The organism is Lentzea alba (assembly GCF_011067745.1).
In the GTDB taxonomy this organism is placed as follows: domain Bacteria; phylum Actinomycetota; class Actinomycetes; order Mycobacteriales; family Pseudonocardiaceae; genus Lentzea; species Lentzea alba.
In genome coordinates this window covers 394,128-417,800 of record NZ_JAAMPJ010000003.1, presented here as the reverse complement: position 1 = coordinate 417,800, position 23,673 = coordinate 394,128, and the positions used below count along the sequence as shown (strand labels likewise).

General features: G+C 68.0%; 19 protein-coding genes and 1 riboswitch. Of the genes, 11 read left to right on the top strand and 8 right to left on the bottom strand.

All coding sequences use genetic code 11. From position 1 onward, the window contains the following. Nucleotides 1-39: 39 nt before the first annotated feature. Genes G7043_RS14380 through G7043_RS14370 form a run of 3 tightly spaced genes read right to left on the bottom strand, consistent with a single transcriptional unit; the run spans nucleotide 40 to nucleotide 2,987 of the window. Nucleotides 40-924: a DUF5829 family protein gene (locus tag G7043_RS14380; protein WP_242642247.1), complete on the bottom strand. Its 885-nt coding sequence runs from the start codon at nucleotides 922-924 to the stop codon at nucleotides 40-42. A gap of 49 nt (nucleotides 925-973) precedes the next feature. Further along, nucleotides 974-1,675: a MerR family transcriptional regulator gene (locus G7043_RS14375; protein WP_166046104.1), complete on the bottom strand. Its 702-nt coding sequence runs from the start codon at nucleotides 1,673-1,675 to the stop codon at nucleotides 974-976. A gap of 7 nt (nucleotides 1,676-1,682) precedes the next feature. After that, entirely contained in the window at nucleotides 1,683-2,987 is a 1,305-nt protein-coding gene (locus G7043_RS14370) for a serine hydrolase domain-containing protein (RefSeq protein ID WP_166046103.1), read from the bottom strand. Nucleotides 2,988-3,165: 178 nt separating this feature from the next. Between G7043_RS14370 and G7043_RS14365 the strand changes: the two genes are divergently transcribed. The 6 genes from G7043_RS14365 to G7043_RS14340 are packed head-to-tail and all read left to right on the top strand — an operon-like array spanning nucleotide 3,166 to nucleotide 7,207. Next, complete coding sequence (locus G7043_RS14365) at nucleotides 3,166-4,680, top strand: Hsp70 family protein (RefSeq protein ID WP_207311142.1); 1,515 nt, start codon at nucleotides 3,166-3,168, stop codon at nucleotides 4,678-4,680. Between the two features lie 2 nt (nucleotides 4,681-4,682). Continuing rightward, the gene (locus tag G7043_RS49855; protein ID WP_166046102.1) at nucleotides 4,683-5,654 is read left to right on the top strand and encodes a tetratricopeptide repeat protein; all 972 of its coding nucleotides are present in this window, start codon (nucleotides 4,683-4,685) and stop codon (nucleotides 5,652-5,654) included. Next, the gene (locus G7043_RS14355) at nucleotides 5,636-5,836 is read left to right on the top strand and encodes a hypothetical protein (protein ID WP_166046101.1); all 201 of its coding nucleotides are present in this window, start codon (nucleotides 5,636-5,638) and stop codon (nucleotides 5,834-5,836) included. Before G7043_RS49855 ends, G7043_RS14355 begins: the two co-directional genes overlap by 19 nt. Further along, a complete protein-coding gene (locus G7043_RS14350; protein ID WP_166046100.1) occupies nucleotides 5,837-6,328 on the top strand; it encodes a nucleotide exchange factor GrpE in 492 nt (163 codons plus the stop codon). After that, the gene (locus G7043_RS14345) at nucleotides 6,310-6,897 is read left to right on the top strand and encodes a toll/interleukin-1 receptor domain-containing protein (protein ID WP_166046099.1); all 588 of its coding nucleotides are present in this window, start codon (nucleotides 6,310-6,312) and stop codon (nucleotides 6,895-6,897) included. Before G7043_RS14350 ends, G7043_RS14345 begins: the two co-directional genes overlap by 19 nt. Then, nucleotides 6,884-7,207, top strand: a complete 324-nt coding sequence (locus tag G7043_RS14340; protein WP_166046098.1) for a hypothetical protein — start codon at nucleotides 6,884-6,886, stop codon at nucleotides 7,205-7,207. Before G7043_RS14345 ends, G7043_RS14340 begins: the two co-directional genes overlap by 14 nt. 12 nt (nucleotides 7,208-7,219) lie before the next feature. Here the strand turns inward: G7043_RS14340 and G7043_RS14335 are convergent, their stop codons facing one another. Together G7043_RS14335 and G7043_RS14330 are read right to left on the bottom strand one after the other, a co-directional pair. Beyond that, a complete protein-coding gene (locus G7043_RS14335) occupies nucleotides 7,220-8,896 on the bottom strand; it encodes a glycosyl hydrolase family 8 (RefSeq protein ID WP_166046097.1) in 1,677 nt (558 codons plus the stop codon). Nucleotides 8,897-9,002: 106 nt separating this feature from the next. After that, nucleotides 9,003-9,833 carry a patatin-like phospholipase family protein gene (locus G7043_RS14330; protein WP_313887874.1) on the bottom strand — a complete coding sequence of 277 codons (831 nt, stop codon included), beginning with the start codon at nucleotides 9,831-9,833 and terminating at the stop codon, nucleotides 9,003-9,005. A gap of 64 nt (nucleotides 9,834-9,897) precedes the next feature. Continuing rightward, nucleotides 9,898-9,980, top strand: a riboswitch (S-adenosyl-L-homocysteine riboswitch). 13 nt (nucleotides 9,981-9,993) lie between these two features. On the opposite strand from G7043_RS14330, the gene metH reads away from it, so the two are divergent. From metH to G7043_RS14315, 3 genes are all read left to right on the top strand, one after another. Beyond that, the gene (gene metH, locus G7043_RS14325; RefSeq protein WP_166046095.1) at nucleotides 9,994-13,566 is read left to right on the top strand and encodes a methionine synthase; all 3,573 of its coding nucleotides are present in this window, start codon (nucleotides 9,994-9,996) and stop codon (nucleotides 13,564-13,566) included. A gap of 91 nt (nucleotides 13,567-13,657) precedes the next feature. Continuing rightward, the gene (locus G7043_RS14320; protein ID WP_166046094.1) at nucleotides 13,658-14,692 is read left to right on the top strand and encodes a sugar ABC transporter substrate-binding protein; all 1,035 of its coding nucleotides are present in this window, start codon (nucleotides 13,658-13,660) and stop codon (nucleotides 14,690-14,692) included. Between the two features lie 172 nt (nucleotides 14,693-14,864). After that, the gene (locus G7043_RS14315; protein ID WP_166046093.1) at nucleotides 14,865-16,787 is read left to right on the top strand and encodes a putative bifunctional diguanylate cyclase/phosphodiesterase; all 1,923 of its coding nucleotides are present in this window, start codon (nucleotides 14,865-14,867) and stop codon (nucleotides 16,785-16,787) included. On the opposite strand, the gene G7043_RS14310 is transcribed toward G7043_RS14315, so the two are convergent. Further along, nucleotides 16,778-17,716, bottom strand: a complete 939-nt coding sequence (locus G7043_RS14310; protein WP_166046092.1) for a phosphotransferase — start codon at nucleotides 17,714-17,716, stop codon at nucleotides 16,778-16,780. The two genes, G7043_RS14315 and G7043_RS14310, sit on opposite strands and share 10 nt — an antisense overlap. A 314-nt stretch (nucleotides 17,717-18,030) precedes the next feature. On the opposite strand from G7043_RS14310, the gene G7043_RS14305 reads away from it, so the two are divergent. Continuing rightward, complete coding sequence (locus tag G7043_RS14305; protein WP_166046091.1) at nucleotides 18,031-19,161, top strand: HNH endonuclease signature motif containing protein; 1,131 nt, start codon at nucleotides 18,031-18,033, stop codon at nucleotides 19,159-19,161. A 46-nt stretch (nucleotides 19,162-19,207) separates the two neighbouring features. Further along, nucleotides 19,208-20,137 carry a DUF6461 domain-containing protein gene (locus G7043_RS14300; protein ID WP_166046090.1) on the top strand — a complete coding sequence of 310 codons (930 nt, stop codon included), beginning with the start codon at nucleotides 19,208-19,210 and terminating at the stop codon, nucleotides 20,135-20,137. Here the strand turns inward: G7043_RS14300 and G7043_RS14295 are convergent. Together G7043_RS14295 and G7043_RS14290 are read right to left on the bottom strand one after the other, a co-directional pair. Continuing rightward, nucleotides 20,134-23,154 carry an amidohydrolase family protein gene (locus G7043_RS14295; protein WP_166046089.1) on the bottom strand — a complete coding sequence of 1,007 codons (3,021 nt, stop codon included), beginning with the start codon at nucleotides 23,152-23,154 and terminating at the stop codon, nucleotides 20,134-20,136. The genes G7043_RS14300 and G7043_RS14295 overlap by 4 nt on opposite strands. Before the next feature lie 79 nt (nucleotides 23,155-23,233). Further along, on the bottom strand, nucleotides 23,234-23,671 hold the full coding sequence (locus G7043_RS14290) for an SRPBCC family protein (protein ID WP_166046088.1): 438 nt from the start codon (nucleotides 23,669-23,671) through the stop codon (nucleotides 23,234-23,236). Nucleotides 23,672-23,673: the final 2 nt, after the last annotated feature.

The window sequence follows — 23,673 nt, the reverse complement described above, 5'->3', positions numbered from 1 at the left end:
CCCGACACCCCGTTCGTTGACCCGGATGGTCCAAGAGTGTCAGAAAGTCCAGACCGCGCGCTTCCCCGGCCCCACCACCAGCGTGGACGTGCCCAGCCGCTCCACGTGCGGCGGCGTCGAGCGGTTGAGCGCGAACTCCACTCGCTTGAGCCCGGTCCGCCCCTTCGGCACCTCGTCGAACCGCATGGTCGTCCCGCCACCCACCGCCACCACCCCGGTCTGGTCGGCGAACACAGCGAACCCGCCCGCCCGCAGCAGCGGCACGGTGGGCGCCAGGTCGGCGGCGGTCACGGCGACGTGGATCAGGGTGATGTCGCGCATCAGCCGGTTCTGGTACTCGTCCGGCAGGTAGCGCTCCCGGCTGACGTCACCGGGGAACCGCGCCGGGCCCACCTTGCTGCGCGGGTCGGCGAGGTACTCGTCGCGGTACTCCATGCCCCAGGCGCCGAACTTCTCGTAGCGCTCGACCAGGAACACGGCGTCGAACCACGGCACCGGCTTGCCGTCACCGAAGTCCCGGGTCTGGGTGAAGTCGATCGGTGTCTGGCCGGCGGCACGAAGGCGGGTCTTCACGGCGTCGAGATCGCGGTCGTGTTCGGTCGACATCCCCAGGCCGGCGGAGCCGAGTTCACCGTCCGAACCACCCACGTCACCGATGCCGTACAGCTCCAGGTAGGTCTCGCGGCCGCGTAGATAGCGGCCTGTCCACTTCTTGCCGTCGGCACCGGTGGTCGTGCGGACTTCGAAGTCGGCGAACTGCTTGATGTAGGCGGAGTGTTCGACGGCGTCCGCGGTGGCGCGGTCGAACGTTCCCCAAGCGTGGTTGTAGAACAACAACTGACGCTCCTCCGCCTGTGCCGGTCCCGCGGCACCGAGCACCAGCAACGCGGCCAAGATCATGCAAAGAACTCGTCGGGTCCCCATGCCGGGATCGTATGACCGGGCCGCTCAAGCCGGACTCAAGTCAGCTGTCCTACCGGGCCAGCTCGGCCATCCGGTGCCACGCCGGCGACGAGGCACCGGCCGCGGACATCGCCAGCGCGGTGATCTCCGGGTCCGCCACCGGCAGCTCCTGCCTCGACGACATCCACTCGGCCGCCCGCCTCGCAAGCGTGGGCAGCCGCGGGTCGTCCGGCGACCAGCCGAACGCATCGTCGTACCCGAGGTAGATCTCCCGGAACTCGGGATCGGCCAGGGCATCCGTCTTGTCCGCGAGCCACACCGCCGCCTCGTCCGGCGCGACGGTCTGCATGAGCACCCAGACGTCGCGCTCCATCCGCACGCCCCGCTCGCTCACCCCGATCTCCCTGAGCCGGTCGAGCATCGCGGCGGCCTCGGCGGACACGAACAACCCGTTGCCCGCGCTCAGCCGCACGACCCGTTCGCGGGCGAGCCGGATCTCCTCTTCCCGCAGGCGCAGCGCCTCGTCGATCTCGGTGATCGCCGAGGCGAACTCGTCCTCGCCCGCGGCCAGCAGCTCTCGAACGCGGGCGAGCGGCACCCCGGCCTCGGCGAGCGTGCGGATCTTGACCAGGTCGATCGCGTCCTGGGCGGTGTACCGCCGGTAACCCGAGACGTCCCGCGCGGGCTCCGCGAGCAGCCCCACCTTGTGGTAGTGCCGCACCGCCTTGATCGTCACGCCCGCGTACCGGGCGAGCTGGCCGATCGTGATCACCCCCGGATCATCCCACCCGGCCGAACATGCGACCCGCGAGATCGACCCCGATGATCACGCCCTGAGTGTCCCGCGTGAAGAACCCGCGCTGCCCGGTGAAAGCGCCGTCCGTGATCATGTACTCGTCGCGCGGCAGCAGCGCCATCGGGAACGGCGCGTGGTCGGCCGGCAGCTCCATCTCCGCGGACTCGCGGATCTCCGGCCGGATCAGCACCTCCAGCACCAGCCCGGCCCCGGTGTCGTCGATGGTCATCACCATCGCGTCGTTGTCGTACCCGCCGGCCACCTCCGCAGCTTGAACAGCGTTGTACGGCAACGGTTCCGGGTCCCGGTCCAGCAGGCCGACGAAGTGCTCCAGCGCGCGCCGGACCATCGCCTGGTTGAACGGAATCCCGTCCGGGCCCTGGTTCGCGACCGACACCACCGCGAAGTTCCGCGACGGCACGAGCAGCAGCTCGGCGAACTGCCCGTTGGACGAACCGCCGTGCCCGATCGCCTGCACGCCGTCGATCTCGCGCAGGAACCAGCCGACTCCGATGGCGTCACCGAGGTTGCTGCCCCGCAACAACGCCGTCGGCCTGCGCATCTCGGCCAGGTCCACCCCGTCGCCGTCGCCCAGGTGGAAGCGCGCCCACGCGAGGAGGTCCTTGACCGACGCGGCGATGCCACCGCCGGGGTTGTTGCCGCGCCAGTGCCGCCACGGCCGCGCGATCTCGCCCTTCTCGTGCCCGGCGGCGAACCGGCGGGTCATCACCGCGTCCCGGTCGAAGTGCGTGTTGCCCAGCCCGATCGGCTCCAGCAGCAACGACGTCATGGCCTGCTCGTAGGTCTGCCCGGTGACGTTCTCGATGATCCGCCCGGCCAGGTTGAACCCGGACTGGCTGTAGGACGGGCGTTCCCCGACCGGTGCGATCAGCTTCAGCGTCGCGAGCTCGGCGACGTGCCGGGCCAGCGCGTCGTCGCCCTCGCCGGTGTCGGCCAGCGTGCCCCAGTCGAGCCCGGACGTGTGGTTGAGCAGCTGCCGGACGGTGAACTCGCGGTCGTCCAGCAACGTCAGCTCCGGCACGTACTCCCGCACCGGCGCGTCCAGCGAGACGCGGTCCTGAGCCACCAGGCGCATGATCGCGGTCGCGGTGAAGGTCTTGGTGACCGAGCCGAGCAGGAAGAGCGTGTCCTCGTTGACCGGCAACGGGTTCTCGACGCTCGTCACGCCGTGGTTGAAGAAGTGCTCCTGGCCGTCGTGCAGGACGCCGACGGCGCCGCCGGGGATGTCGAAGCGGGCGGCGGTCTCTGCGACGAAGTCGTTGTTCATGACGCAAAGCCTCCAACCTTGCCCCTGGGTCAAGGTCAACCCCGAACCCGTGTCCACTTTCTGTCCACATTTTTCGTTAACACCACGATCGGGCCTCGCGATGTAGTGCGCAGAATCAAGACGAGCCATCAGAAAACGCAATGACCGGCCCGCCGGAAAACGCCACAGAAAAGAGGTGATGAGGTTGGGACACCTGATCGGCATCGACCTGGGCACCACCTTCTCGGCCGTCGCCGTAATGGGTGAGCTGGGCAGACCCGAGATCATCACCAACCGCGAGGGCGAGAACATCACGCCTTCCGTGGTTTTATTCCAATCCGACACGACCCTCGTCGGAACCATGGCGAAACGCTCCGCCGCAATGGCGCCGCTCGACACCGTGCAATTCGTGAAACGTGCCATGGGTGATGCGACGTGGCGTTTCGAGACCACCGACGGCGTGGCGTTCCGCCCGGAGGAAATCTCCGCGCTGATCATCAAACGGCTCAAGGAGGACGCCGAGCTGCACCTCGGCGGGCCCGTCGACCAGGCCGTGATCACGGTGCCGGCGTACTTCGACGACGGTGCGCGACGGGCCACCAAGGACGCCGGAACGATCGCCGGGCTCACAGTCCACCGGGTGCTGAACGAGCCCACCGCCGCCGCCCTCGCCTACGGCCTGGACACGGCGGACGCGGGCACGGTGCTCGTCTACGACCTCGGCGGCGGCACCTTCGACGTGACGGTCATGCGGATCGAGGACCGCGAGTTCACCACCGTCGCCACGAACGGCGACCGCAACCTCGGCGGCTTCGACTGGGACAACGCGCTGATGAACCTGCTCAACGCCCGGTTCCAGGAGCTGGGCGGGCCCGACCTGCTCGACGACGACCACACCGAGGCGGATCTGCGGGAGAAGGCCGAGACCGCCAAACGCGCGCTGACCACGATCCAGAAGACCAAGGTCGTGCTCAGCGCCGGCGGGACGACCAAGACGGTCGAGGTGACCCGGCAGGACTTCGAGGAGGCGACCTCGAGCCTGCTCAGCCGGACCCGGGACCTCACCGCGATCGTGCTGGAGGACGCGGGCCTGTCGTGGTCCGATGTGGACACCGTGCTGCTGGCCGGCGGGTCGACCCGGATGCCGATGGTGCGCGAGATGGTGGAGTCGTTCTCCGGCAAGAAACCCGAACGGGCGGTCAACCCGGACGAGGTCGTCGCGCTCGGCGCGGCCGTGCAGGCGCACATCGTCGACGTCGAGCGGACCGGCACGAAGTCCGCCCTGCCCGCCATCACGATCAGGGACGTGACGTCGCAGGGCCTCGGCATCCTGGCCCGCGCGGACACCGGCGGCATGGAGAACGTCGTCATCATCGCGCCCAACACCAGGATTCCCGCCAAGCACACGGACTCGTTCCGCACGGTCTCGGACAACCAGACCGAGATCAGGGTCTCGGTGACCCAGGGAGACGACGCGGACCCGTCGTTCGTGAAGGTGCTCGGCGAGCAGGTCCTGCCCATCCCCGCCCATCCCGCGGGCGCGCCGGTCGACGTGACGTTCGCCTACGACATCGACCAGACCGTTTTCATCGAGGTCGCCGACCTCACCACGAACCGCTCCCTGGGCACGTTCGAGGTCCACGACGTGTCCAACATGGACAGTGCGGAGAAGGACCTCGCGACCGGCAAGATCCGCGCGTTGGAAGTGAGCTGACCGTGACCACCTCCCAGTTCGTCAACCTCTACGAGGTGCTCCAGGTCGGCCAGGCCGCGGGCACCGACGAGATCCGCAAGGCCATCACCAAGCAGCGCCGGCAGTGGATCAAACGGCAGGGCAGCGCCGATCCCGACCGCCGGGCCGAGGCCGAGGCCCGCGTCCGCGACATCGACCGCGCGGAGAAGGTGCTGCTCGACGCGAGCGCGCGGGCCGCGTTCGACCGCGAGCTCGCCGACTACCGGCCTCCGACGGGACCGGCCGCGGGTGGCAACGGCATCGACTGGCTCGACCGCGCCCGCACCTACCTCGACCAGGACAACCCGAACGCCGCCAACTACGCCGCCCGCGAGGCGATCAACCTGCGGGGCAACGACGACGCGGCGTGGTTCGTGCGGGCGCACTCCTCGTTCCTGATGGGCAACGCGGGCGATGCCGAGTACGAGTTCGCCGAGGCGATTCGGCTGGCCCCGCAGAACTCCCTGTACCACTACGGGCTCGGCGAGGCCTATGCCGCGATGAGCAAGTGGCAGCAGGCGCTGCGCAAGTACGAGGAGGCGTTGCGGCTCGACCCCGGCAACCCCGAGTACCGCACGTCGATCGCGCAGGTGTACCTGCAGAACGACATGGGCGGCAAGGCCCTGGAGATCATGGAGTCGGTGGTGCGCGAGCACCCGGACAACCCGGCGTTCCGCTACTACCTGGCCATCGCACTGCACGACGAACTGATGGACCACCTGGGCAAGCTCGGGCCGTTCGTGGCGTACGGCCAGATGATCAACGAAGGCGGCTTCTACGTGCTGTCCGAGGAGCAGGCGTCGCTGGTGGCGAAGCGCGCGGACACCATCGCGAACCTCAAGACCGGCGATCCCGACATCGCGGCACTGGTCCAGGAACTCCGCGAGATGGCCGCCGAGGCGCGCAAGCCGACGTGGGACTGGGTCAACTGGCCCAAGTGTTCCTGGCCCTGCTGATCTTCGGCATCATCCCGTTCCTCGGCGGGATGGGTTCCGGCAGTCCCGGCAGCGTGTTCATGGGCTTCCTGATGATGGTGCTCATCGGCGGCATGTTCTACGTCCTGCGCTACAAGCCGATGTGGAAGCACCGGCTCAAGGCCGCCACCGCGCTCGGCCGTGTCGAGCGGAAGGGGCGCTGAATGGACGAGGACACCCCGGAACACGAGCTCGGCAAGGAACTCGCCGAGCTGCGCGACCTGTTCCAGCGCAGGCTGCTCAACGACCGGCTGCAGAAGCAGATGTACGACGAGCTGTGCCGCCAGCTCGACCAGGCGGGCGAGGACCGGGTCCGGCAGATCCTCGACCCCGTGCTGCGTCAGGTGATCCTCGTGCTCGACCGGATCGGGGCGGCACCGCGGTGCGACGACGTGGACTCGATCTCGAACGAGTTGGAGGAGTTGCTCGTGCGGCAGGGCGTCAACCGGATGGCCTGCGTGGGCGCGCCGTTCACGCCGAACCTGCACCAGGCGGTGCGCGTCGCCGAGGTGAACAGCGCCGAGCACGACGGCGTGGTGTTGCGCGAGGTGCGCGGCGGTTATCTGCACGGCGACCGGGTGTTGCGCGCCGCGGAGGTCGAAGTCGGCAAGTTCACGCCGGCGGAGGGTGGTGAGCCGTGCGCCGCATCTTCCTGAGCTACCGAATCAAGGACAGCGTGCACGCGACGGCGGCGATCGCCGGCCTCCTCGCCCAGCACTACGGCCAGGACAACGTGTTCCGCGACCGCGACTCGTTGCCGCTGGGTTCGGTGTACCCGCGGCGAATCCGGCGCGAGCTCGAACGTGCGGACGTGGTGCTCGCCGTGATCGGACCGTCGTGGCTGACCATCAAGAACCGCAACGGTGTGCGGTGCCTGGACGATGAGCGCGACTGGGTGCGCACCGAACTGCGGATGGCGTTCGAGCGCGAGATGCAGGTCGTGCCGGTGCTGCTGGACGACACCAAGTTGCCTGACCGCGCCTTGCTCCCGGCCGACATCGAGCTGCTCAGCCTCTCCATGTACTGGCAGGTGCGGCACCGGACGTTCGAGTCGGACGTCCGCGGGCTGATCGCCGAACTGGAAGGCCGGCCGGGCACCCCACCGGCCGAGAGCGGCCCGGTGCAGCACAACACGGCTACCAGCGGCGGCAACGTCTACGCGAACCAGGGCGGCGGCGACTTCACGATCCACCTGAACCACGGGAAACCCGATGAACGCTCCTAGAGACCCCAAGTTCGGGCCGTACCAGCAGAACAGCGCGTCCAACGGCGGCAACGTCTTCGCCAACCAGGGCGACGGTCAGATGAACGTGCACCACGACCAGCGCACGTTCATCAACGCGAAGTACCGCACGTGGACCGGCTGGGCCATCATCGTGATGCTCGTCGCCGACGTCGCCTTCTTCTTCTACGGCGCCGCGGCGTACACCGGCGGACGCGACGTGAACGGTGACGGGATCAGGGCCTTCGGCTACCTGTTCATGATCGCCATCACCATCAGCCTCATCCGCCGGTGGTTCCGCCAGAAGTTGTGACCGCGGACGAGGTCACGGGATCCAGTGGTTGCCGCTCACCGTGATCATCACCTGGAGCTGGATGCTCGCGCCGAAGTACGTGTTCGTGTCGATCGGCGTGGCGAGCATCTTGTTCCACAACGCGTCCAGCCACGCCTGGCTGCCGGAGTCCGTCGTGGCCGCGACCGCGAACGGCGCGACGAACGCCGAGTCGCTGCCGCTGTTGATCTGCGTGCCGCCCAGCTGGTAGCCGACCGCGATCTTGTTCGGGTCGCCGCCGGTCTTGCCCTTGATCCAGGTGTTCAGCTTGCGCGCCGCCGCCAGCGACCTGGCGTCGCCGGTGACCGCCGCGTCCGCCCCGATGCGCCACGGGTCGCGACAGGCGTTGTACCAGTACTTGCCGTCGGTCGCGGCCTCTTCGAGCATCTCGCCGACGGCGGGCTTGGCCGAGGAGTTGGTGTCCTGCACGAAGTCCGGCAGCAGGCCGGTGCTCGCCGCGTACTTCGACTGCAGCGAGGCGATCAGGTCCTGGTGCTTGGTGCGGATCGTGTCCCACGCCGAGTCGCCGGTCGCCTTGCGGAACGCGCGGAAGTGGTCGGCCATCCAGTCCGACGACCGGGAGCCGTAGTACTGCCTGCTGTTGTCCGGACCGGACCAGTCGCCCATCAGCAGCAGGTTCGTGTTCGGGTTGATCAGGCTCTTCTTGATCGCGTTGATGTTCCTGACCGCGATCTGCTTGTAGTTGTAGGTGCCGGCACTGCCCCACTGCCGGTCGGCGAGCAGCAGCCCGTAGGCGGTGTCCATGTCGCCGTCGGTCGCGCTGTCGCTGCCGTTGACGCTCCGGCACGCGGTGTCCTGCTCGGAGGCCAGCAGGTCGGGGTTGTTCACCGACGGGTGCGCGAGCTTGTACTTCAGCAGGCCGTCGAAGATCTTCTTCGCGTCCGGGTCGGCGCCCGCCATCGTCGCGGTGATCACCATGCCGTAGCCCTGCGCCTCGGCCACGTACGGGAACTCCGCGTCCGGCGAGATGATCTGGTACCAGCCGTTGCCGCAGTTCTGCTTGACGAACGCGGCCTTCCAGCGCTGGTAGTAGTCGACGATCCGGGCGTCCAGGGTCGACGTGCTGCCGGACGGGCGCAGGATGCCCGCCGCGTACGGGGTCTGCCTGCTGCCGAACGGATAACCGAGACCTGGGGCCGGTGGGGTTGAAGTTGTGGTCGGCGGAGTGGTGCCGCCGTCGACGCCGTAGACCTCGAACTCCCACAGCGAGTAGCCGTACGCCGTGCCGCGTGCCGTGCCGTAGACCCGCACGTACCGGCCCGAGCCGGACAACGTCAGGTCGTCGACCCCACCGTCACCGGCGGTCGTCGAGTACACGTCGGTCCACGCCGAACCGTCCGCGGACGTCTGCACGCGATACGACCTCGCATACGCGGCTTCCCAGTCGAGTTTGACCCTGCTGATCGCGTGCTCCGAGCCGAGATCGACCCGCAGCCACTCCGGGTCGTGTCCCTCGACCGAGGCCCAGCGGGTCGACGTGCTGCCGTCGACCGCCTTGCCCGCCTCGAAACCGGCTCCCTCGATGGAGGAAGCCGTGACCGCCTTGCCGCGGGAGACCAGTGGATCCGCCGCCGATGCACTGGTCACCCCCGCCACGAGGAGACCGAGCACGAGCCCGGCCGCCGCTAACGCCGTAGTTCTGCCGCCCACGACCGCCTCCAGCAATTAGTTAACAAAGCTGTCAATGCGAGTCGGGCGACAATATGCAGGTCAGCGGCCTACGACAAGAGGTACGGACCAGTTATTGCGCGTTCGATCAGTTCCAGACTTCACGGACCGCCTCTGCCACCGACGCGGCCTGCACCCGGCCGGCCTCCGCCGCGGGCTTGCGCCGGGCCGGGTCCAGCAGGTTGGACCCGATCGCCGCCAGCGCGGCCTTGTCCGGGCTCACCACGATCGACGGCACCCCGAGCCGGGCGAGCTGACCCGCGGGAGTCCCGGCCGGGCTGATCGACCGGGTCAACGGCGCCACGACCACGACCCGTGAGTACCCGGCCGCGAGATCCGCGTTGGCCACCGACCGCATGCCGCCGTCCATGTACCGGCGGCCGTCGATCGTGACGGGCGGCCACACCAGCGGCACCGCGCAGCTCGACGCGACCGCCTTCACCAGCGGCACCCCGCTGTCCCGGTCGAACGCCACGAACTTCCCGTCGGCGGTGTCCACCGCGGTCACCTTCAGCGCCCTCTCCGGCCAGTCCTGAATGGACAGTCGAGAGGCGAACACCGCGAGCCGATCCGCCTCGGACGGCGTGCGGGCCTTCAACGCCGCGCGTCCCAGCCGGGCCCGCTTCTGCGCGGACGTCCCCGGCATCACGTACGACAGCGCGTACCTCATCACCATCCACGCGGTCAGCCGCGCCGGGATCTCCCCGTCGGGCGGCACCAGCTGGGACGCGTAGAGGTCGGCGAGCGGCACACCGCCCGCCAACTGCGTGGCCACCACGGACCCGGCCGACGTCCCCACGAACAGGTCCGCCTCCGTCAGGTCGGCACCCGCTTCCGCGAGTCCGTGCAGAATCCCTGTCTCCCAAGCGATTCCGGTGACACCACCGCCACCCAGGACCAACGCGCGTTCTCCAGTCACAGCGGCCATCCTAAGGAGTGAGACCGCTTCCTGGTCCATGGTCGGTCTTGGTAGCCTGGGCGGCGAAGCCGAGAAGCGCTGCAACAGGCCATGATCGCCTGCCACGCTCGGCTTCGCACCACCACGGAACAAGGGCGCTTCCGACTTTTCGGGAGCGCGCGTGAGTGGTCTGAAGTCCCTGCTGAACCAGCGGATCGCGGTCCTCGACGGCGCCTGGGGCACGATGTTCCAGCAGGCGGGTCTGCACCCCGCCGACTACTACGGCACCGAGTTCGGCGACCACCGCCCCGACGTCGCGGGCGACCCGGACCTGCTCAACCTCACGCGTCCCGATCTGGTGCTCGACGTGCACCGGCAGTACCTCGCGGCGGGCGCGGACATCACCACCACCAACACCTTCACCGCCACGTCGATCGGCCAGGCCGACTACGGGCTCGAAGACCGAGTGCGCGAGATGAACGTCGCGGGCGCCCGGCTCGCTCGCCAGGCCGCCGACGAGTTCGGCGGGCGGTTCGTCGCCGGGTCGGTCGGCCCGCTCAACGTCACGCTCAGCCTGTCCCCCAAGGTCGAGGACCCGGCGTTCCGCGCCGTCACGTTCGAGCAGGTCAAGGCGTCCTACGCGGAGCAGATCGCGGCGCTGCACGAAGGCGGCGTCGACCTGCTGCTGATCGAGACGATCTTCGACACCCTCAACTGCAAGGCCGCCATCGCCGCGGCCCGCGAGGTGGCGCCCGACCTGCCGCTGTGGATCTCGGTGACGATCGTCGACCTGTCCGGCCGGACCCTGTCTGGCCAGACGGTCGAGGCGTTCTGGGACTCGATCGCGCACGCGAAACCGCTGGTCGTGGGCGTGAACTGCTCGCTGGGCGCCGAGGAGATGCGCCCGCACGTCTCCGATCTGGCCCGGCTCGCGGACACCTACGTCGCCTGCCACCCCAACGCCGGTCTGCCCAACGCGTTCGGCGGCTACGACCAGACACCGGACGAGACCGCCGCACTGCTGAAGGACTTCGCGGGCAACGGCATCGTGAACGTCGTCGGCGGCTGCTGCGGCACCACGCCCGCGCACATCAAGGCCATCGCGGACAGCGTCCGGGACACCGAGCCCCGCGAGGTCGTCGAACCCCGCAACAGCACCAGGTTCAGCGGCCTGGAGACGTTCGAGATCGGCCAGGACACCGGGTTCGTGATGATCGGCGAGCGCACCAACGTCACCGGCTCGGCGAAGTTCCGCCGGCTGATCGAGGCCGACGACCACCAGGCGGCGCTGGCCGTGGCACTGGACCAGGTCCGCGGCGGCGCGAACCTGCTGGACGTCAACATGGACGCCGACCTGCTCGACGGCGAGCAGGCGATGACGACGTTCCTGAACCTGATCGCGACCGAGCCGGAGATCGCCCGCATCCCGGTGATGATCGACAGCTCCCGCTGGGGCGTGCTGCAGGCCGGTCTGCGCTGCGTGCAGGGCAAGGGCGTGGTCAACTCGATCAGCCTCAAGGAGGGCGAGGGCCCGTTCCTCGAACAGGCCCGCACGATCCGCGACCACGGCGCCGGCGTCGTCGTGATGGCGTTCGACGAACAGGGTCAGGCCGACACGACCGAACGCAAGGTCGAGATCTGCGCCCGCGCGTACGACCTGCTCACGCAGCGAATCGGGTTCCCTGCCGAGGACATCATCTTCGACCCGAACGTGCTCGCGGTCGCGACCGGCATCGAGGAGCACAACGGGTACGCCAAGGCGTTCATCGACGCCCTACCGCTGATCAAGCAGCGATGTCCGGGGGCCCGCACCAGCGGCGGCATCTCGAACCTGTCGTTCTCCTTCCGCGGCAACGACGTCGTCCGCGAGGCGATGCACTCCGCGTTCCTGTTCCACGCCGTCCGCGCGGGCCTCGACATGGGCATCGTCAACGCGGGCCAGCTCGTGGTCTACCAAGACATTCCCGCCGACCTGCTCGAACTGGTCGAGGACGTCATCTTCGACCGCCGCGAGGACGCCACCGACCGGCTCGTCACGCACGCCGAGACCGTCAAGGGCCCCGGCAAGAAGCGCGTCGTGGACCTGACCTGGCGCGAGGCCCCGGTCGGCAAGCGCCTGGAACACGCGATCCTGCACGGCGTCGTCGACTTCATCGAGGAGGACACCGAGGAGGCCCGCCTTGCCCTGCCGCGTCCCCTCGACGTCATCGAGGGCCCGTTGATGGACGGCATGAAGGTCGTCGGCGACCTGTTCGGCGCGGGCAAGATGTTCCTGCCCCAGGTGGTGAAGAGCGCTCGCGTGATGAAGCGCGCGGTCGCGTACCTGGAGCCGTTCATGGCGAACGAGCCGAAGTCGACCGCCGGCGGCAACGGCAAGGTCGTGCTCGCCACGGTCAAGGGCGACGTCCACGACATCGGCAAGAACATCGTCGGCGTGGTGCTGGGCTGCAACAACTACGAGGTGATCGACCTCGGCGTGATGGTCCCGGCCGCGCAGATCCTCGACACCGCGATCCGCGAGCACGCCGACGTCGTCGGCCTGTCCGGGCTGATCACACCGTCGCTGGACGAGATGGTCTCGGTCGCCGAGGAGATGCAGCGGCGCGGCATGAAGCTGCCGTTGCTGATCGGCGGCGCCACCACCTCCCGCCAGCACACGGCCGTGAAGATCGCACCGGTCTACGACGAACCGGTGGTGCACGTCCTGGACGCGTCCCGGGTCGTCGGCGTGGTGTCGGACCTGCTGGACGACCGGCGCGCCCACGAGCTGAACCTCGCGAACCGCGCTGAGCAGGCACGGTTGCGGGAGCAGCACGAAAACCGCAAGTCGGTGCCTCTGCTGAAGCTCGAGGCTGCGCAGGCGAATCGGGAGAAGGTCGATTTCTCCGAATTGCCGACGCCGGCGTTCACCGGCACCCGCACGATGACGCCGTCGCTGAGTGAACTGCGCGAGTTCATCGACTGGACGTTCCTGTTCCTCGCCTGGGAGCTCAAAGGCAAGTTCCCGGCGATCCTCGACCAGCCGGTGGCGCGTGAACTCTACGACGACGCGACCGCGTTGCTCGACGAAATCATCACCGATGAGTCGTTCGAGGCAAAGGGCGTCTACGGCTACTGGCCGGCCCATTCGGTCGGCGACGACATCCAGTTGGAAAACGGCACGCTGATCCCGATGCTGCGCCAGCAGACCCAGAAGCCGTTGTCACGCCCGAACCGGTGCCTGTCGGACTACGTGGCTCCCGAAGGCGACCACATCGGTGGTTTCGCCGTGACGATCCTCGGTGCCGACGAACTGGCCGCGAAGTACGAGGCCAAGCACGACGACTACCGCGCCATCATGGTGAAGGCGCTGGCGGACCGGCTCGCGGAGGCGTTCGCGGAGTGGATCCACCTGCGGGCCCGCCGTGACTGGTTCGAGCCGGACGCCCAGCCGGAACTCGCTGACCTGCACGCCGAGAAGTTCCGCGGCATCCGGCCCGCGCTCGGTTACCCGGCCTGCCCCGACCACACCGTGAAGCGGGAACTGTTCGATCTCCTCGGGGCGGAGGAAATCGGCGTCGGTCTCACGGAGTCGTTCGCGATGAACCCGGCGGCGAGCGTGAGCGGCCTGATCTTCCAGCATCCGGAGGCGAAGTACTTCACGGTGGGCCGGTTGGGTCGCGACCAGGTCGTGGACTACGCGCGCCGATACGGCAAGCCGCTGGCCGAAGTCGAACAGTGGCTGCGCCCGAACCTCGGTTACGAACCGTCCTGACGATTACGCAACGTGAAAGCGCTTCCCGGTTCTCTTGTGAACACGGCAGGCGTTATCCCGATTGGCACCAAGCGATGTAGCATCGGCCGCCATGCGAGCTGCGGCGCTGGTGCTGGGCCTGGTGCTGTTATCCGGATGCGGAGGCGCCGCGAAGTCGGAAGCGTTACCGCACGTCGGTTTCGTGGTCAAGCGCACGGGTGGATCCTTCGCACAGGAGATGACCAGCGGGTTCCACGAAGGCGTCGGTCGCATCGGTGGTGTCAGCGCGACGGTCACGGGCCCGCCCGGTCAGGACGGGCACAAGGAAGTCGCGTTGTTCCGGGATTTGACGACGGCCGCGATTGGCGGAATCGCCGTGGCCACGTCCGAACCGGCACTGATGGCGCCGTCGATCGGTGAGGCGTTGAGCAGGCACGTCGCGGTCCTCGGCGTGGACATGCGACTCACCGCGAGTTCCGGGGTGAAACTTCACATCGGTAACGACAACTACGAACTCGGCGAAAAGCTGGCTGACGAGTTGATGCGCCGATTGCCTCCGGACGCGACCGGAACAGTGGTGTTGGGAAACACCGCACCGGGACTCGCCGGGTTCGACGACCGGGCCGACGGGATCCGGGGTCGATTCGCGGAAAAGCTACCGGGGGTGTTGGTGCTGGGGCCATTCGACACGCAACGTGACGACGAAGCGAATCGTGACGCGTGGCGAAGGCTGGTGGCAGCGAACCCGGACGCGCTGGCGTTCGTTGGTACGGGCGACTGCGACGGGGTCAACCTCGCCGCGCTGAAGACCGAGAGGTCAGCGAAGTGGCTGGTGGGCGGTTTCGGGGTCGACCCGAGAATGTTGCAGGCGGTGCGGGACGGCGCCGTGGTGGCGACGATCTCGCCCGAGCACTACCTCAAGGGCGCCGTGGCGGGCTGGCTGCTCGCCCGGCACGCGACAGGTGGGGTGGCGCTGCCCGAGGGCTGGGTCGAGACGCCGGGGCTGACGGTGACCACCGCGAACCTCGAGCAGATCCTGCACCGGCAGGAGTCGGAGAAGGCGCGCAAGGACTTCTTCCAGCAGCAGATCGACAAGTTCGTCGGCAACCCGGCAGGCTGGGTACGTCCGCTGGAGCAAGCGAGATGAGCCACAGCCAGCAGAGAACGCCGCAAGTTCGTCGGCAACCCGGCAGGCTCGGTACGTCCGCTGGAGCAAGCGAGATGAGCCACACCCGGCGGGAATCTCTTGAGTTGGGTGCGACCCTTGGAGCGGTCACGGTGAGCTTTTGGGGCGGAGCAAGCACGGTGGAGCAGGCACGGTGAGCTTTTGGGAAGGCCGCGCCACCGCACGGGTGGCGACGGCGGGGCTGACGGCCGGGCTGCTCGCCCTCGCGGGTCTGGCGCTGTGGAGCAGCGTCAGCGCGCAGGCGACGACCGCGCACGTCCGGGCGCTCAACAACTCCAGCGAGCGGTGGAGCCGCGTGCTGGAGCACATCAACGTCGCCGACAACGCCTTACGCGACATCCAGGTCGCACGCACAGAGCAAACCATCCAGCCGTTGGAGAACTCGGTCGGTTCCGCGCGCACGGAGCTGGAGTGGCTGCACACACAAGGCCTGCCGAACGACGTGGCGGTCGCGTCCCGGCTGTTGCCGCTCTACGACCAGTCCACGGACATGCTGCGCAAGGTCATCGCCGGCGAGGACCCGTTGCAGGCCGATCAGGCTGAGCTCGCGCATTCGTCGTTGCGCCGCACCATCTCCTCGACGATCGGCGCCCAGCGGCTCGACACCACCGAGTACCTGCACGCGGCCGACGAGAAGAACACGCGGCTGCGGGTCGCCCAGATCGTGGCGTTCGTGCTGGACGCGTTCCTGGTGGGCCTGTTCGGCATGGTCCTGCTGGGCTACCGCCGCAAGATCCTGCGCCAGGCCGCCAAGAACGAGCACGAGGCGCACCACGACGCCCTGACGGGTCTGGCCAACCGGACGCTGCTCGCGCGCCGGATGGAACAGGCCGTCGACAAGGCGCGCAAGAAGGACGAGCCGCTGGCGTTGCTGATCGTGGACCTGGACAGGTTCAAGGAGGTCAACGACTCGCTCGGGCACCACACCGGCGACTTGCTGCTGCGCCAGGTGGCCAACCGCCTGTCGTGGGCCGTCCGTGACACGGACCTGGTGGCGCGTCTGGGCGGCGACGAGTTCGCCGTGCTGCTGCCCGGTGTCGGTTCCGCCGAGAACGCCTCGATGGTCGCCGACAAGATCCTGTCCGCGCTGGCCATGCCGGTCACGCTGGAGGGTCTGGAACTCGAGATAGCGGGCAGCGTCGGCGTCGCGCTGTGCCCGTCCGACTCGGGTGACGGCCACGAACTGCTGCGGCACGCGGACATCGCCATGTACGCGGCCAAGCGCGAGAAGTCCGGTGTGGCCGTGTACGACGCACGCCTGCACGAGCGCGGCGCCGCACACCTGACGGCGGTGACCGAACTGCGGCACGCGATCGACCGCGGCGAGCTCTTCCTGCACTACCAGCCCAAGGCGCTGGCCAACACGGGCGCGGTGTGCGGCGTCGAGGCCCTGGCCCGCTGGCAGCATCCGACGCGCGGGCTCGTGCGGCCCGACGAGTTCATCCCGATCGCCGAGGAGAACGGCCTCATCGAGCCGCTGACCCGCTACGTCATCGACGCCGCGCTGAGGCAGTGCCGGGCGTGGTCCGACGCGGGCTGGGAGGTGCCGGTGTCGGTCAACGTCGGCGCGGCCTGCCTGCACCACACCGAGTTCCCGGGCGACGTGGCCGACCTGATCAAGCGCCACGGCCTGCCGGCGCGGTTGCTGACGCTGGAGATCACCGAATCAGCGATCATCTCCGACCCGGACCGCGCGGTCGAAGTGTTGCGCGGCCTGACCGAGCTCGGCGTGCGGCTCTCGATCGACGACTTCGGCACCGGATACTCGTCGATCTCCTACCTGCGCAGCATGCGGGTGCACGAGATGAAGCTCGACCGTTCGTTCGTCACGCACATGTGCACCGACGCGGGCGACAGCGCGATCGTGCACGCCCTCGTGGCGTTGGCCCGCAACTTCGGGCTGCAGGCCGTGGCCGAGGGCGTGGAGGACCAGGACACCTGGACGGCTCTGGCCGAGGCCGGGTGCGACGTGGTCCAGGGGTACTTCCTCAGCGAGCCGTTGCCCGCCGAGGAAGTCGTGTCCTGGCTTGGAGATCGGGCGGCCGCTCACGCGTAGGACTCGGTGTCCCGCCACTGGTTGATGAACGGCTGCATGAACTCGACCATGGCGGGCAACTGGTCCGCGCACGACAGGTACGCCATCACCCGGAGCGCGCCCACCGAGTTGACGAACCTGAGGACGTCCTTGTCGATCGGGCGCAGGCCGTTCTTGGTGGCGCCACGGTTGTAGGCGGCTTCGTGCTCCAGGCCGAGGCCGCCCAGGTCCCACTCGATCGGGCCCTTGGTGATGAGCTCGAAGTCGGAGAACAACGGACCGTTGGTGCTCGCGAAGATGTTCGCCGGCGGCGAGTCGCCGTGGACTGGCTGCAGTTCGATGCCCGGGAACGCCTTGCTGAACGCCTCTTCGTCGCTGACCAGCGGTTCCAGGACTTGCCATTCCTGCTTGGCCCTGGCCAGGTCCGTTGGGGCGACGATCTCGGGGTGGGCTTCCAGCCTGTCCAGGGCTTCCTTGACGAACCTCGGTTCCGCTGAGGACAGGAAGTCCAGCTCGCCGGGGTAGTTCTGAAGCGCCTTGTGGAGGTCGGCGGTCAGTTCGGAGTTCTTCACGTAGTCCGGTTCTTTGGACTTGTCCTCATCGGTGAACGGCCAGAAGGTGATCGAGAAGCCGTCCTTCTGGACGGGTTTGCGTTCTACCAGGGGGCTTGGCGGGATCACCGGGGTGCCCTGGTCGTGCAGCCATTGGGCCACGTCGAGTTCTTGTTGCTGGCGTTTGGCCAGGTCTTCGAGAGTGGTCGTGTGCGGTAGGACGGTCGGGATGCGGGCCACCACCGGGGACGGGGCCAGGTGCACCACCACGGAGAAGAGTTCGTAGAGGACCTTGCCCTCCGTGATCTCCAGGCCCAGTTCGCGACCTGCTGCTACTGCGGCTTCCTTGGCCGCGTTGGTGCGGTTGGCGATGTCTTCTGGGGTCGCGAAGGTTGTCATGGCACGAGCGTGTCATGTTCGCTGGTGTGTGCGCAGATCATTTATGCCGTTTCGCCTGCGGCGACCCGGCACATGCCCTCCTTCGTCGGGCGTGTGCCGGAACGAATTTCTGTGGTGTTGTTTCGTAGGCGGTTGCGGGGCGTGGTTCATTTGCGTTTTACGCGTGCGGGTGCGTAGGTGGTTGCTAGTGGTTGCGTGTCATAGAGAGAGAAAAGACGTACGAGCTATACGGTGGCATGCCTGAGCTGCGGGTTCACCTTATCAGGTGGTGGGTTTTGGTCATTTTTGTTTTTGATCAAGAATAGAATTGGGGTATGGAATCGGTCGAGGTTCTCGATGCTCTGGCTTATCACGAGAGAGAAATTGCCTATCATCAGGCGCAGTCGTTGCGTGTGCTCGCCGACTACGCGATTGCGTGTGAAGGGAAGGAGTTCTTCGACGCCGAGATCGCGGCCGCCATGCGCTGGACGTCACGGTGGACCACCGACCAGATCGCTTTGGCTCTCGACCTCGCCTCCAAGCTGCCGAACACGTTGGACGCCTTGGAGAAGGGCGAGATCGATCTGTACAAGGCCCGGGTCCTGCACGACAAGACCGTGCCGCTGTCCGCCGACCTCGCCGCCCAGGTCGAGGAGCGGGTGCTGGCCAAGGCCCCGGAACAGACCGGTGCGCAGATGCGGCAGTTCACCAACCGGGTGGTGATGCGGGTGGATCCCGAGGGGCACAAGGAACGCGCTGAGGAGCGCAAGAAGCAGCGGTGCACCGGGATCGACGCCCTGGAGGAGGACATGGCCCGGTTCTGGGCCTATCTGCCCGCGCATCTCGCCACCGCGTGCTACGCGCGTGTCGATGCCATTGCCCGTCAGAGCAAGACCCCGACCGATCCCCGGACCCTCGACCAGGTCCGCGCTGACGTCGTCGCCGACCTGATCCTCGCCACGCCCGACAAGACCAGTGCAGTCAAGGTCGAGCTGTACGTCGCCGTTTCCGCGGCCACGCTGATGGGATTGTCCGAGCAGCCCGGCGAACTGGCCGGGTATGGGCCAATCACCGCCGACCTGGCTCGTGAGCTGGCTGGGGACTCCACTTGGCGCCGTCTGCTCACCGATCCCACGACCGGTGAAGCACTGGAGTTCGGCACCTCCACCTATCGCCCGCCCGCCGCGCTACGCAGGTTCGTCTGGACTCGCGACCGCACGTGCAGGTTTCCGGGCTGCACCCGCCAGGCCCACCACACCGACCTCGACCACACGGTCCCGTTCCCGCTGGGTACCACTTCGGCGGGCAACCTCGGTGCGTTCTGCCGCAGGCATCACCGGGTCAAGCACCGCACGGCCTGGCAAGTCAGCCAGCCATCACCTGGAAGGTTCTGCTTCCGCAGCCCAGCCGGAAAGACCTACCACCGCGAACCGGAACCAGTGCTCGGCGACCCGCCGCCATTCTGAAGGCTGGAAGTAGGGTCGTGTCCATCAGACTGATCTGGGGGATCACATGCCGCACGACCATTCCTGGGCTGACGCCTATCCGGGTGCAGAGCGCTTCCTGGGCGAGATCTTCACACTCGCGTTCGTCCGCGACCTCGCCCCGCTCGACGCCATGCGTCGCGTCGGCGGACTGCCGGACACCCTGGCGGAACGCACGCCGGAACAGATCAGCGCGCTGCACAACTACGACGACGGCTATCCGGAGGTGGTGTCCGCGCTGGCACTCGGCGACTGGACGGCGCTGGTGCAGCCGACCGGGTTCTGGCTGGGGATGCTGACCACCGCGCTGTCGCAGGGCACCGAGGCCGTTTCCCTGGTCCGGCACGACTACGCGTCAGCGAGCTTCGACCACGCCGTGGACGGCACGCTCGTCGGTGGCTTCAACGTGGACTACCCGCCCGTGCACTACGGCGCGGACAACGGCCGGCTGCTCGACCTGATGCGGGAAGTCGGATTCGACCCTGACGACGAGGAGAGCGACGACGAGGAAAACGACGAGGAGAGCGACGGCGACCACCGCTTCAGCCGCGCGCTGCGGCTGGCCGAGCTGATCACCGGCGTCTCACCGACGTTCGAACAGCTCGTCGCGCCGTTGCCCAGCATGCACTTCGACCACTGGTTCAGCCGCGCCCGCCCCTCCGGTTCTCCCTCCGAGCGCACCGCCGAGGAGATCATCGCTGAGCTGGACCTGGCGAATACGCCCGGCCTGGCCGACGCACTGGCGACGGCCGAGCAAGGCGAACCCGTCTTCGTCACCCCGGAAAGCGAGCTGGGGCAACACGTGCGCGAGTGGTCGACGCTGGCACGCCGGGCGAGCTGGTCGCTCAACGGCCCAGGGCGGCACCGGATGACCGACGCGGAGCGCCAGCGCGGTTACCGCTTCGGCTGGCTGCTCCAGGAACTGGCCTTCGCGTTCCGGCCGGACCTGCGGCGCTAGTGGTCGCAGCAGACGCGCTCCGCCCACTCCGGTTCGTGCCACCAGTGCTTGTTCACCGCTGAAGGCAACGCGGGCAGGTCCGCGGCGAATGCGCCGAACGTCGGTTGCTCGCCCCGGTACGGCTCCAGCAGGTCCGCGACCCGGTGCAACTGCCCGCCGACCATGACCTGCTTGACGTTCGCGGCCGCCTTGATGTCCGTCAGTGGATCGCCCTCGACGAACGCGATGTCCGCCGGCACACCCGGCTTGATCGTGCCGAGCGGCAGGCCCAGCCACTTCGCCGGGTTGCGGGTCGCGGTGATCAGCGCTTCCCGTGGGGTGAAGCCGTATTCGACCAGTGCGCGCAGGTTCATGTGCGTGGCGACAGCAGGGCTGTCCAGCGGTGCGTCGGTACCGCAGATGACGAAACCGCCACCGCGGTGGACCTTCAGCGCGAACTCCACCCAGCCTTGCAAGATCGCGCGGGACCACGTACCCGCCGGAGTGCCCTGGTTGTTGGCGTCGGCCAGGTTCCGCTCGTACTCCCACGGCGGGTACAGCACACGGGTGCGTTCATCGGTGGCGAGCGACTTGTCCTTGTCGTACAAGGCACGCGACTGGAACAGCGTGGGCGTCATCGACATGCCGGAACTGGCGAACAGCGCTACGACGTCCTGGTACGCACGGCCCTGGCGCGTGATGGTGTGCGAGTAGCCGAGACGGTTGGTGGCACCGACGTGCTCCATGCCGTCCATGCCGATGTTGGCCGCCGGATACAGGTAGTGCGACGACAGCGGAACCTGTGACCGTTGCACGGCCGCACGCTGCAGATCGACCGGCAGGCGCACGTAGGTCTTGATCATGTCGTAGTCGAGCTCGTGTGCGCGGCGCAGTTCCAGGTCGAGCTGTGCCCTGGTGAGCGTCGGGCGCATGAAGTTGTAGTAGACGCGCGAGCCGTCGACGGCCTCACCGGTGGCGTAGAACCGTGGTCCGACCAGAGCTCCGGCGGCCAGGGCCTCACGGGTCTCGATCATCTGGTAGACCGGGTCGCCAGGTGAACGGACCGTCGTGACGCCGTAAGCCAGCCACACCAGGCCCTGCCGCGCGCCCCACTGGCGGCCGCGCAGGTGCCAGTGGTTATGGGCGTCGATGAGACCGGGGATGGCAGTGAGGCTCGACGCGTCTACGTCGGCGCGACCGTGGTGCGGACGGATCTCCTTGACCGCGCCGTTCTCCACGACGATGTCGACGTTCTTCTTGAGCTCGTGCGCCTCGCCGTCCCAGTAGGCGCCGACGTGGATCACCTTGCGGTCAGGTGCCTTCGGCCGGCGCCAGCTCAGGTCGTGCCGGATCGTCGTCGGACGTCCGTCCAGTGCAGACCTGCGCAAGCGGCCGTTGTTCAGGTACACCAGCGCGTTGTTGCCCTGCCAGGCCAGTGAGTCGGTGAACTCGCGGGTGACCTGCCGCGGTTCGCCGAGGAAGTTCCCCTTGGCGTCGACCGGAACGACCCACGCGACGCTCTCCACGACGAACGCGATGTGCTTGCCGTCCGGCGACCACACCGGGCCGTCGTCGCCACGCGTCGCGATCGAGCGGAACGGCATCGGCTCGGTGTACTTGAGCTCACCGCTGATCAGGTCGACGCTCAGGATCTGGCTGGTGCCCTCGCGGAACCGGCGCGAGAACGGCTTCACCGCCGCGAGCGCGACCGTGTTCCCGTCCTTCGACCACGTCGGCCGGCCCGGCTGGAACAGGGTCGGCGTGACCTGCCGGCGACCCTGCTGGTCCGCGATCCACAGCTGGCCGTCCTGGTCGAGGTAAGCAACCCTGGTGCCGTCCGGTGAGTACCGCGGCATGAGCTGCGCGTGCGGTGCCAGCGCGAACACCTTGTCGTCACCGGTGTTCAGGTCGCGGACCCGCAACTGGGCGACACCGGTGCGGTCGCTGGCGTAGATCAGCTTCGTGCCGTCCGGCGAGAAGTCCGGATCGGAGTCGAAGTACTTGCCGGTGGTCAGCTTCCTGGTCCTGCCGTCGTCCAGCAGGTAGATGGCGTTCAGCGCCCGGAAGGCGATCTTCTTGCCGTCCGGCGACACGACCGGGCTCGCGATGCCCTTGACCACGCCGCCCGCGAGGTTCTTCGTGCGGTGCGGCCGCCGCGTCGTGCGCACCGGAACCGTCGCCACGAACGGGATGTCCTTTGTGGACCCGTTGGCGCGCAGCTGAATCTTGCCGTCAGCGGTGTAGAGAACGCTGTCGCCGTCCCAGATCGGCGCGAACCCGAACACGTCCTGCCCGGTGACGACCGCCGTGGTACCCAGCATCAGCTCGGCCTGACCAGGTCGCATCTGCGTGTAGCTGGGCTGGTCACCGGGCCCGAACGCGGCCCCGAACAGCTGCATCCCCGCCGGAGCCGTGACCAGCCGCTCGCGCTTGCCGTCCAACGACACCACGTCGACCGCCGCGTTGCCGACGGTGAAGATGATCCGCGTGCCGTCAGCGGACCACTGCGGTGCCGCGGCCTCGTCCGGCACCCCGGTGAGCTGGGTGATCGCACCGGACTTCACGTCCAGCACGTGCACGCCGTAACTCCCGGCCCGGTCGCTGACGAACGCGATCTTCGTGCCGTCCGGCGAGAACGCGGGCTCGCGGTGGTCGAACTTCCCGCTCGTGAGCTGCCTCGGCGTACCGCCGTCGAGCCCCGTCACGTACAGGTGGTAGTTGCCGTCTCGATAGGACTGGAACGCGATCTCGTTGCCCGGCCCGAACGACGGCAAGGTGGCGTCCTGCAACTCATCGGTGAGCTTCCGCGCCTCACCACCCGCGGCCGGCAACACCCAGATCGCCGTGACGAGGTCGATCGCCAGCCACTTGCCGTCCCGCGACCGCGCCACCGAGATGTTGGTGCCCTGCGTCAACTTCACACCCGCGCCGCCGCCGGATTCGGCCTGCGCGGCACCGATCGTCAGCGTGGACGCGGCGGTGGCGACGGCAGCGGCCTGACCGGTGCGAGTCAGCAGTTCACGACGCGACAGTTCCATGGCGGCGGTACTCCCCCAGTGTTGATCCCTACGAGATCAGCCTGCCACTGAAGAAGCCGCGCGCTATCGACCGTTCGGCCTAGCGAAGCGCTTCGAGGTTCTTTTTGAGACGCCCTAGATCCGCGGTGATGCTCCGCCGCACCTGCCAGCGCATCAACGGTTCCGCGACCGCGAAGAACCCGCCCGGCGCGCCCGTGGCCCGGATGGCGACGTTCGTCCCGCCCGGCGCGTCCTCCAGCTCGTACCGCACAGTCATCGGAAACGGCTTCTCGACCCTCATCTCGATCAGCCGGTCCGGTTCGTGCGCGGTGACGACGTAGCCGTAGTCGAACGTGCGCCCCAGGAACTTCGCCGTCCGCACCACCGTGGCGCCCCGCACCAGCAACCCCGGCTGGTCAGGCCTGCTCGCGGTGATCCCGCCCGTCCACGCGAGGTCGTTGGCGGGATCGAACATGTACGCCGCCACCTCGGCCCGCGGCCGGTGCACGACTACCTCGGGCCGCACGTCCACGCTCATGG

Excerpts from the sequence above, each read along its gene's own strand:
- G7043_RS14380 (WP_242642247.1), bottom strand. The coding sequence starts at position 924 with ATGGGGACCCGACGAGTTCTTTGCATGATCTTGGCCGCGTTGCTGGTG.
- G7043_RS14370 (WP_166046103.1), bottom strand. The coding sequence starts at position 2,987 with ATGAACAACGACTTCGTCGCAGAGACCGCCGCCCGCTTCGACATCCCC.
- G7043_RS14365 (WP_207311142.1), top strand. The coding sequence starts at position 3,166 with ATGAGGTTGGGACACCTGATCGGCATCGACCTGGGCACCACCTTCTCG.
- G7043_RS14350 (WP_166046100.1), top strand. The coding sequence starts at position 5,837 with ATGGACGAGGACACCCCGGAACACGAGCTCGGCAAGGAACTCGCCGAG.
- G7043_RS14340 (WP_166046098.1), top strand. The coding sequence starts at position 6,884 with ATGAACGCTCCTAGAGACCCCAAGTTCGGGCCGTACCAGCAGAACAGC.
- G7043_RS14320 (WP_166046094.1), top strand. The coding sequence starts at position 13,658 with ATGCGAGCTGCGGCGCTGGTGCTGGGCCTGGTGCTGTTATCCGGATGC.
- G7043_RS14310 (WP_166046092.1), bottom strand. The coding sequence starts at position 17,716 with ATGACAACCTTCGCGACCCCAGAAGACATCGCCAACCGCACCAACGCG.
- G7043_RS14305 (WP_166046091.1), top strand. The coding sequence starts at position 18,031 with ATGGAATCGGTCGAGGTTCTCGATGCTCTGGCTTATCACGAGAGAGAA.
- G7043_RS14300 (WP_166046090.1), top strand. The coding sequence starts at position 19,208 with ATGCCGCACGACCATTCCTGGGCTGACGCCTATCCGGGTGCAGAGCGC.
- G7043_RS14295 (WP_166046089.1), bottom strand. The coding sequence starts at position 23,154 with ATGGAACTGTCGCGTCGTGAACTGCTGACTCGCACCGGTCAGGCCGCT.
- G7043_RS14290 (WP_166046088.1), bottom strand. The coding sequence starts at position 23,671 with ATGAGCGTGGACGTGCGGCCCGAGGTAGTCGTGCACCGGCCGCGGGCC.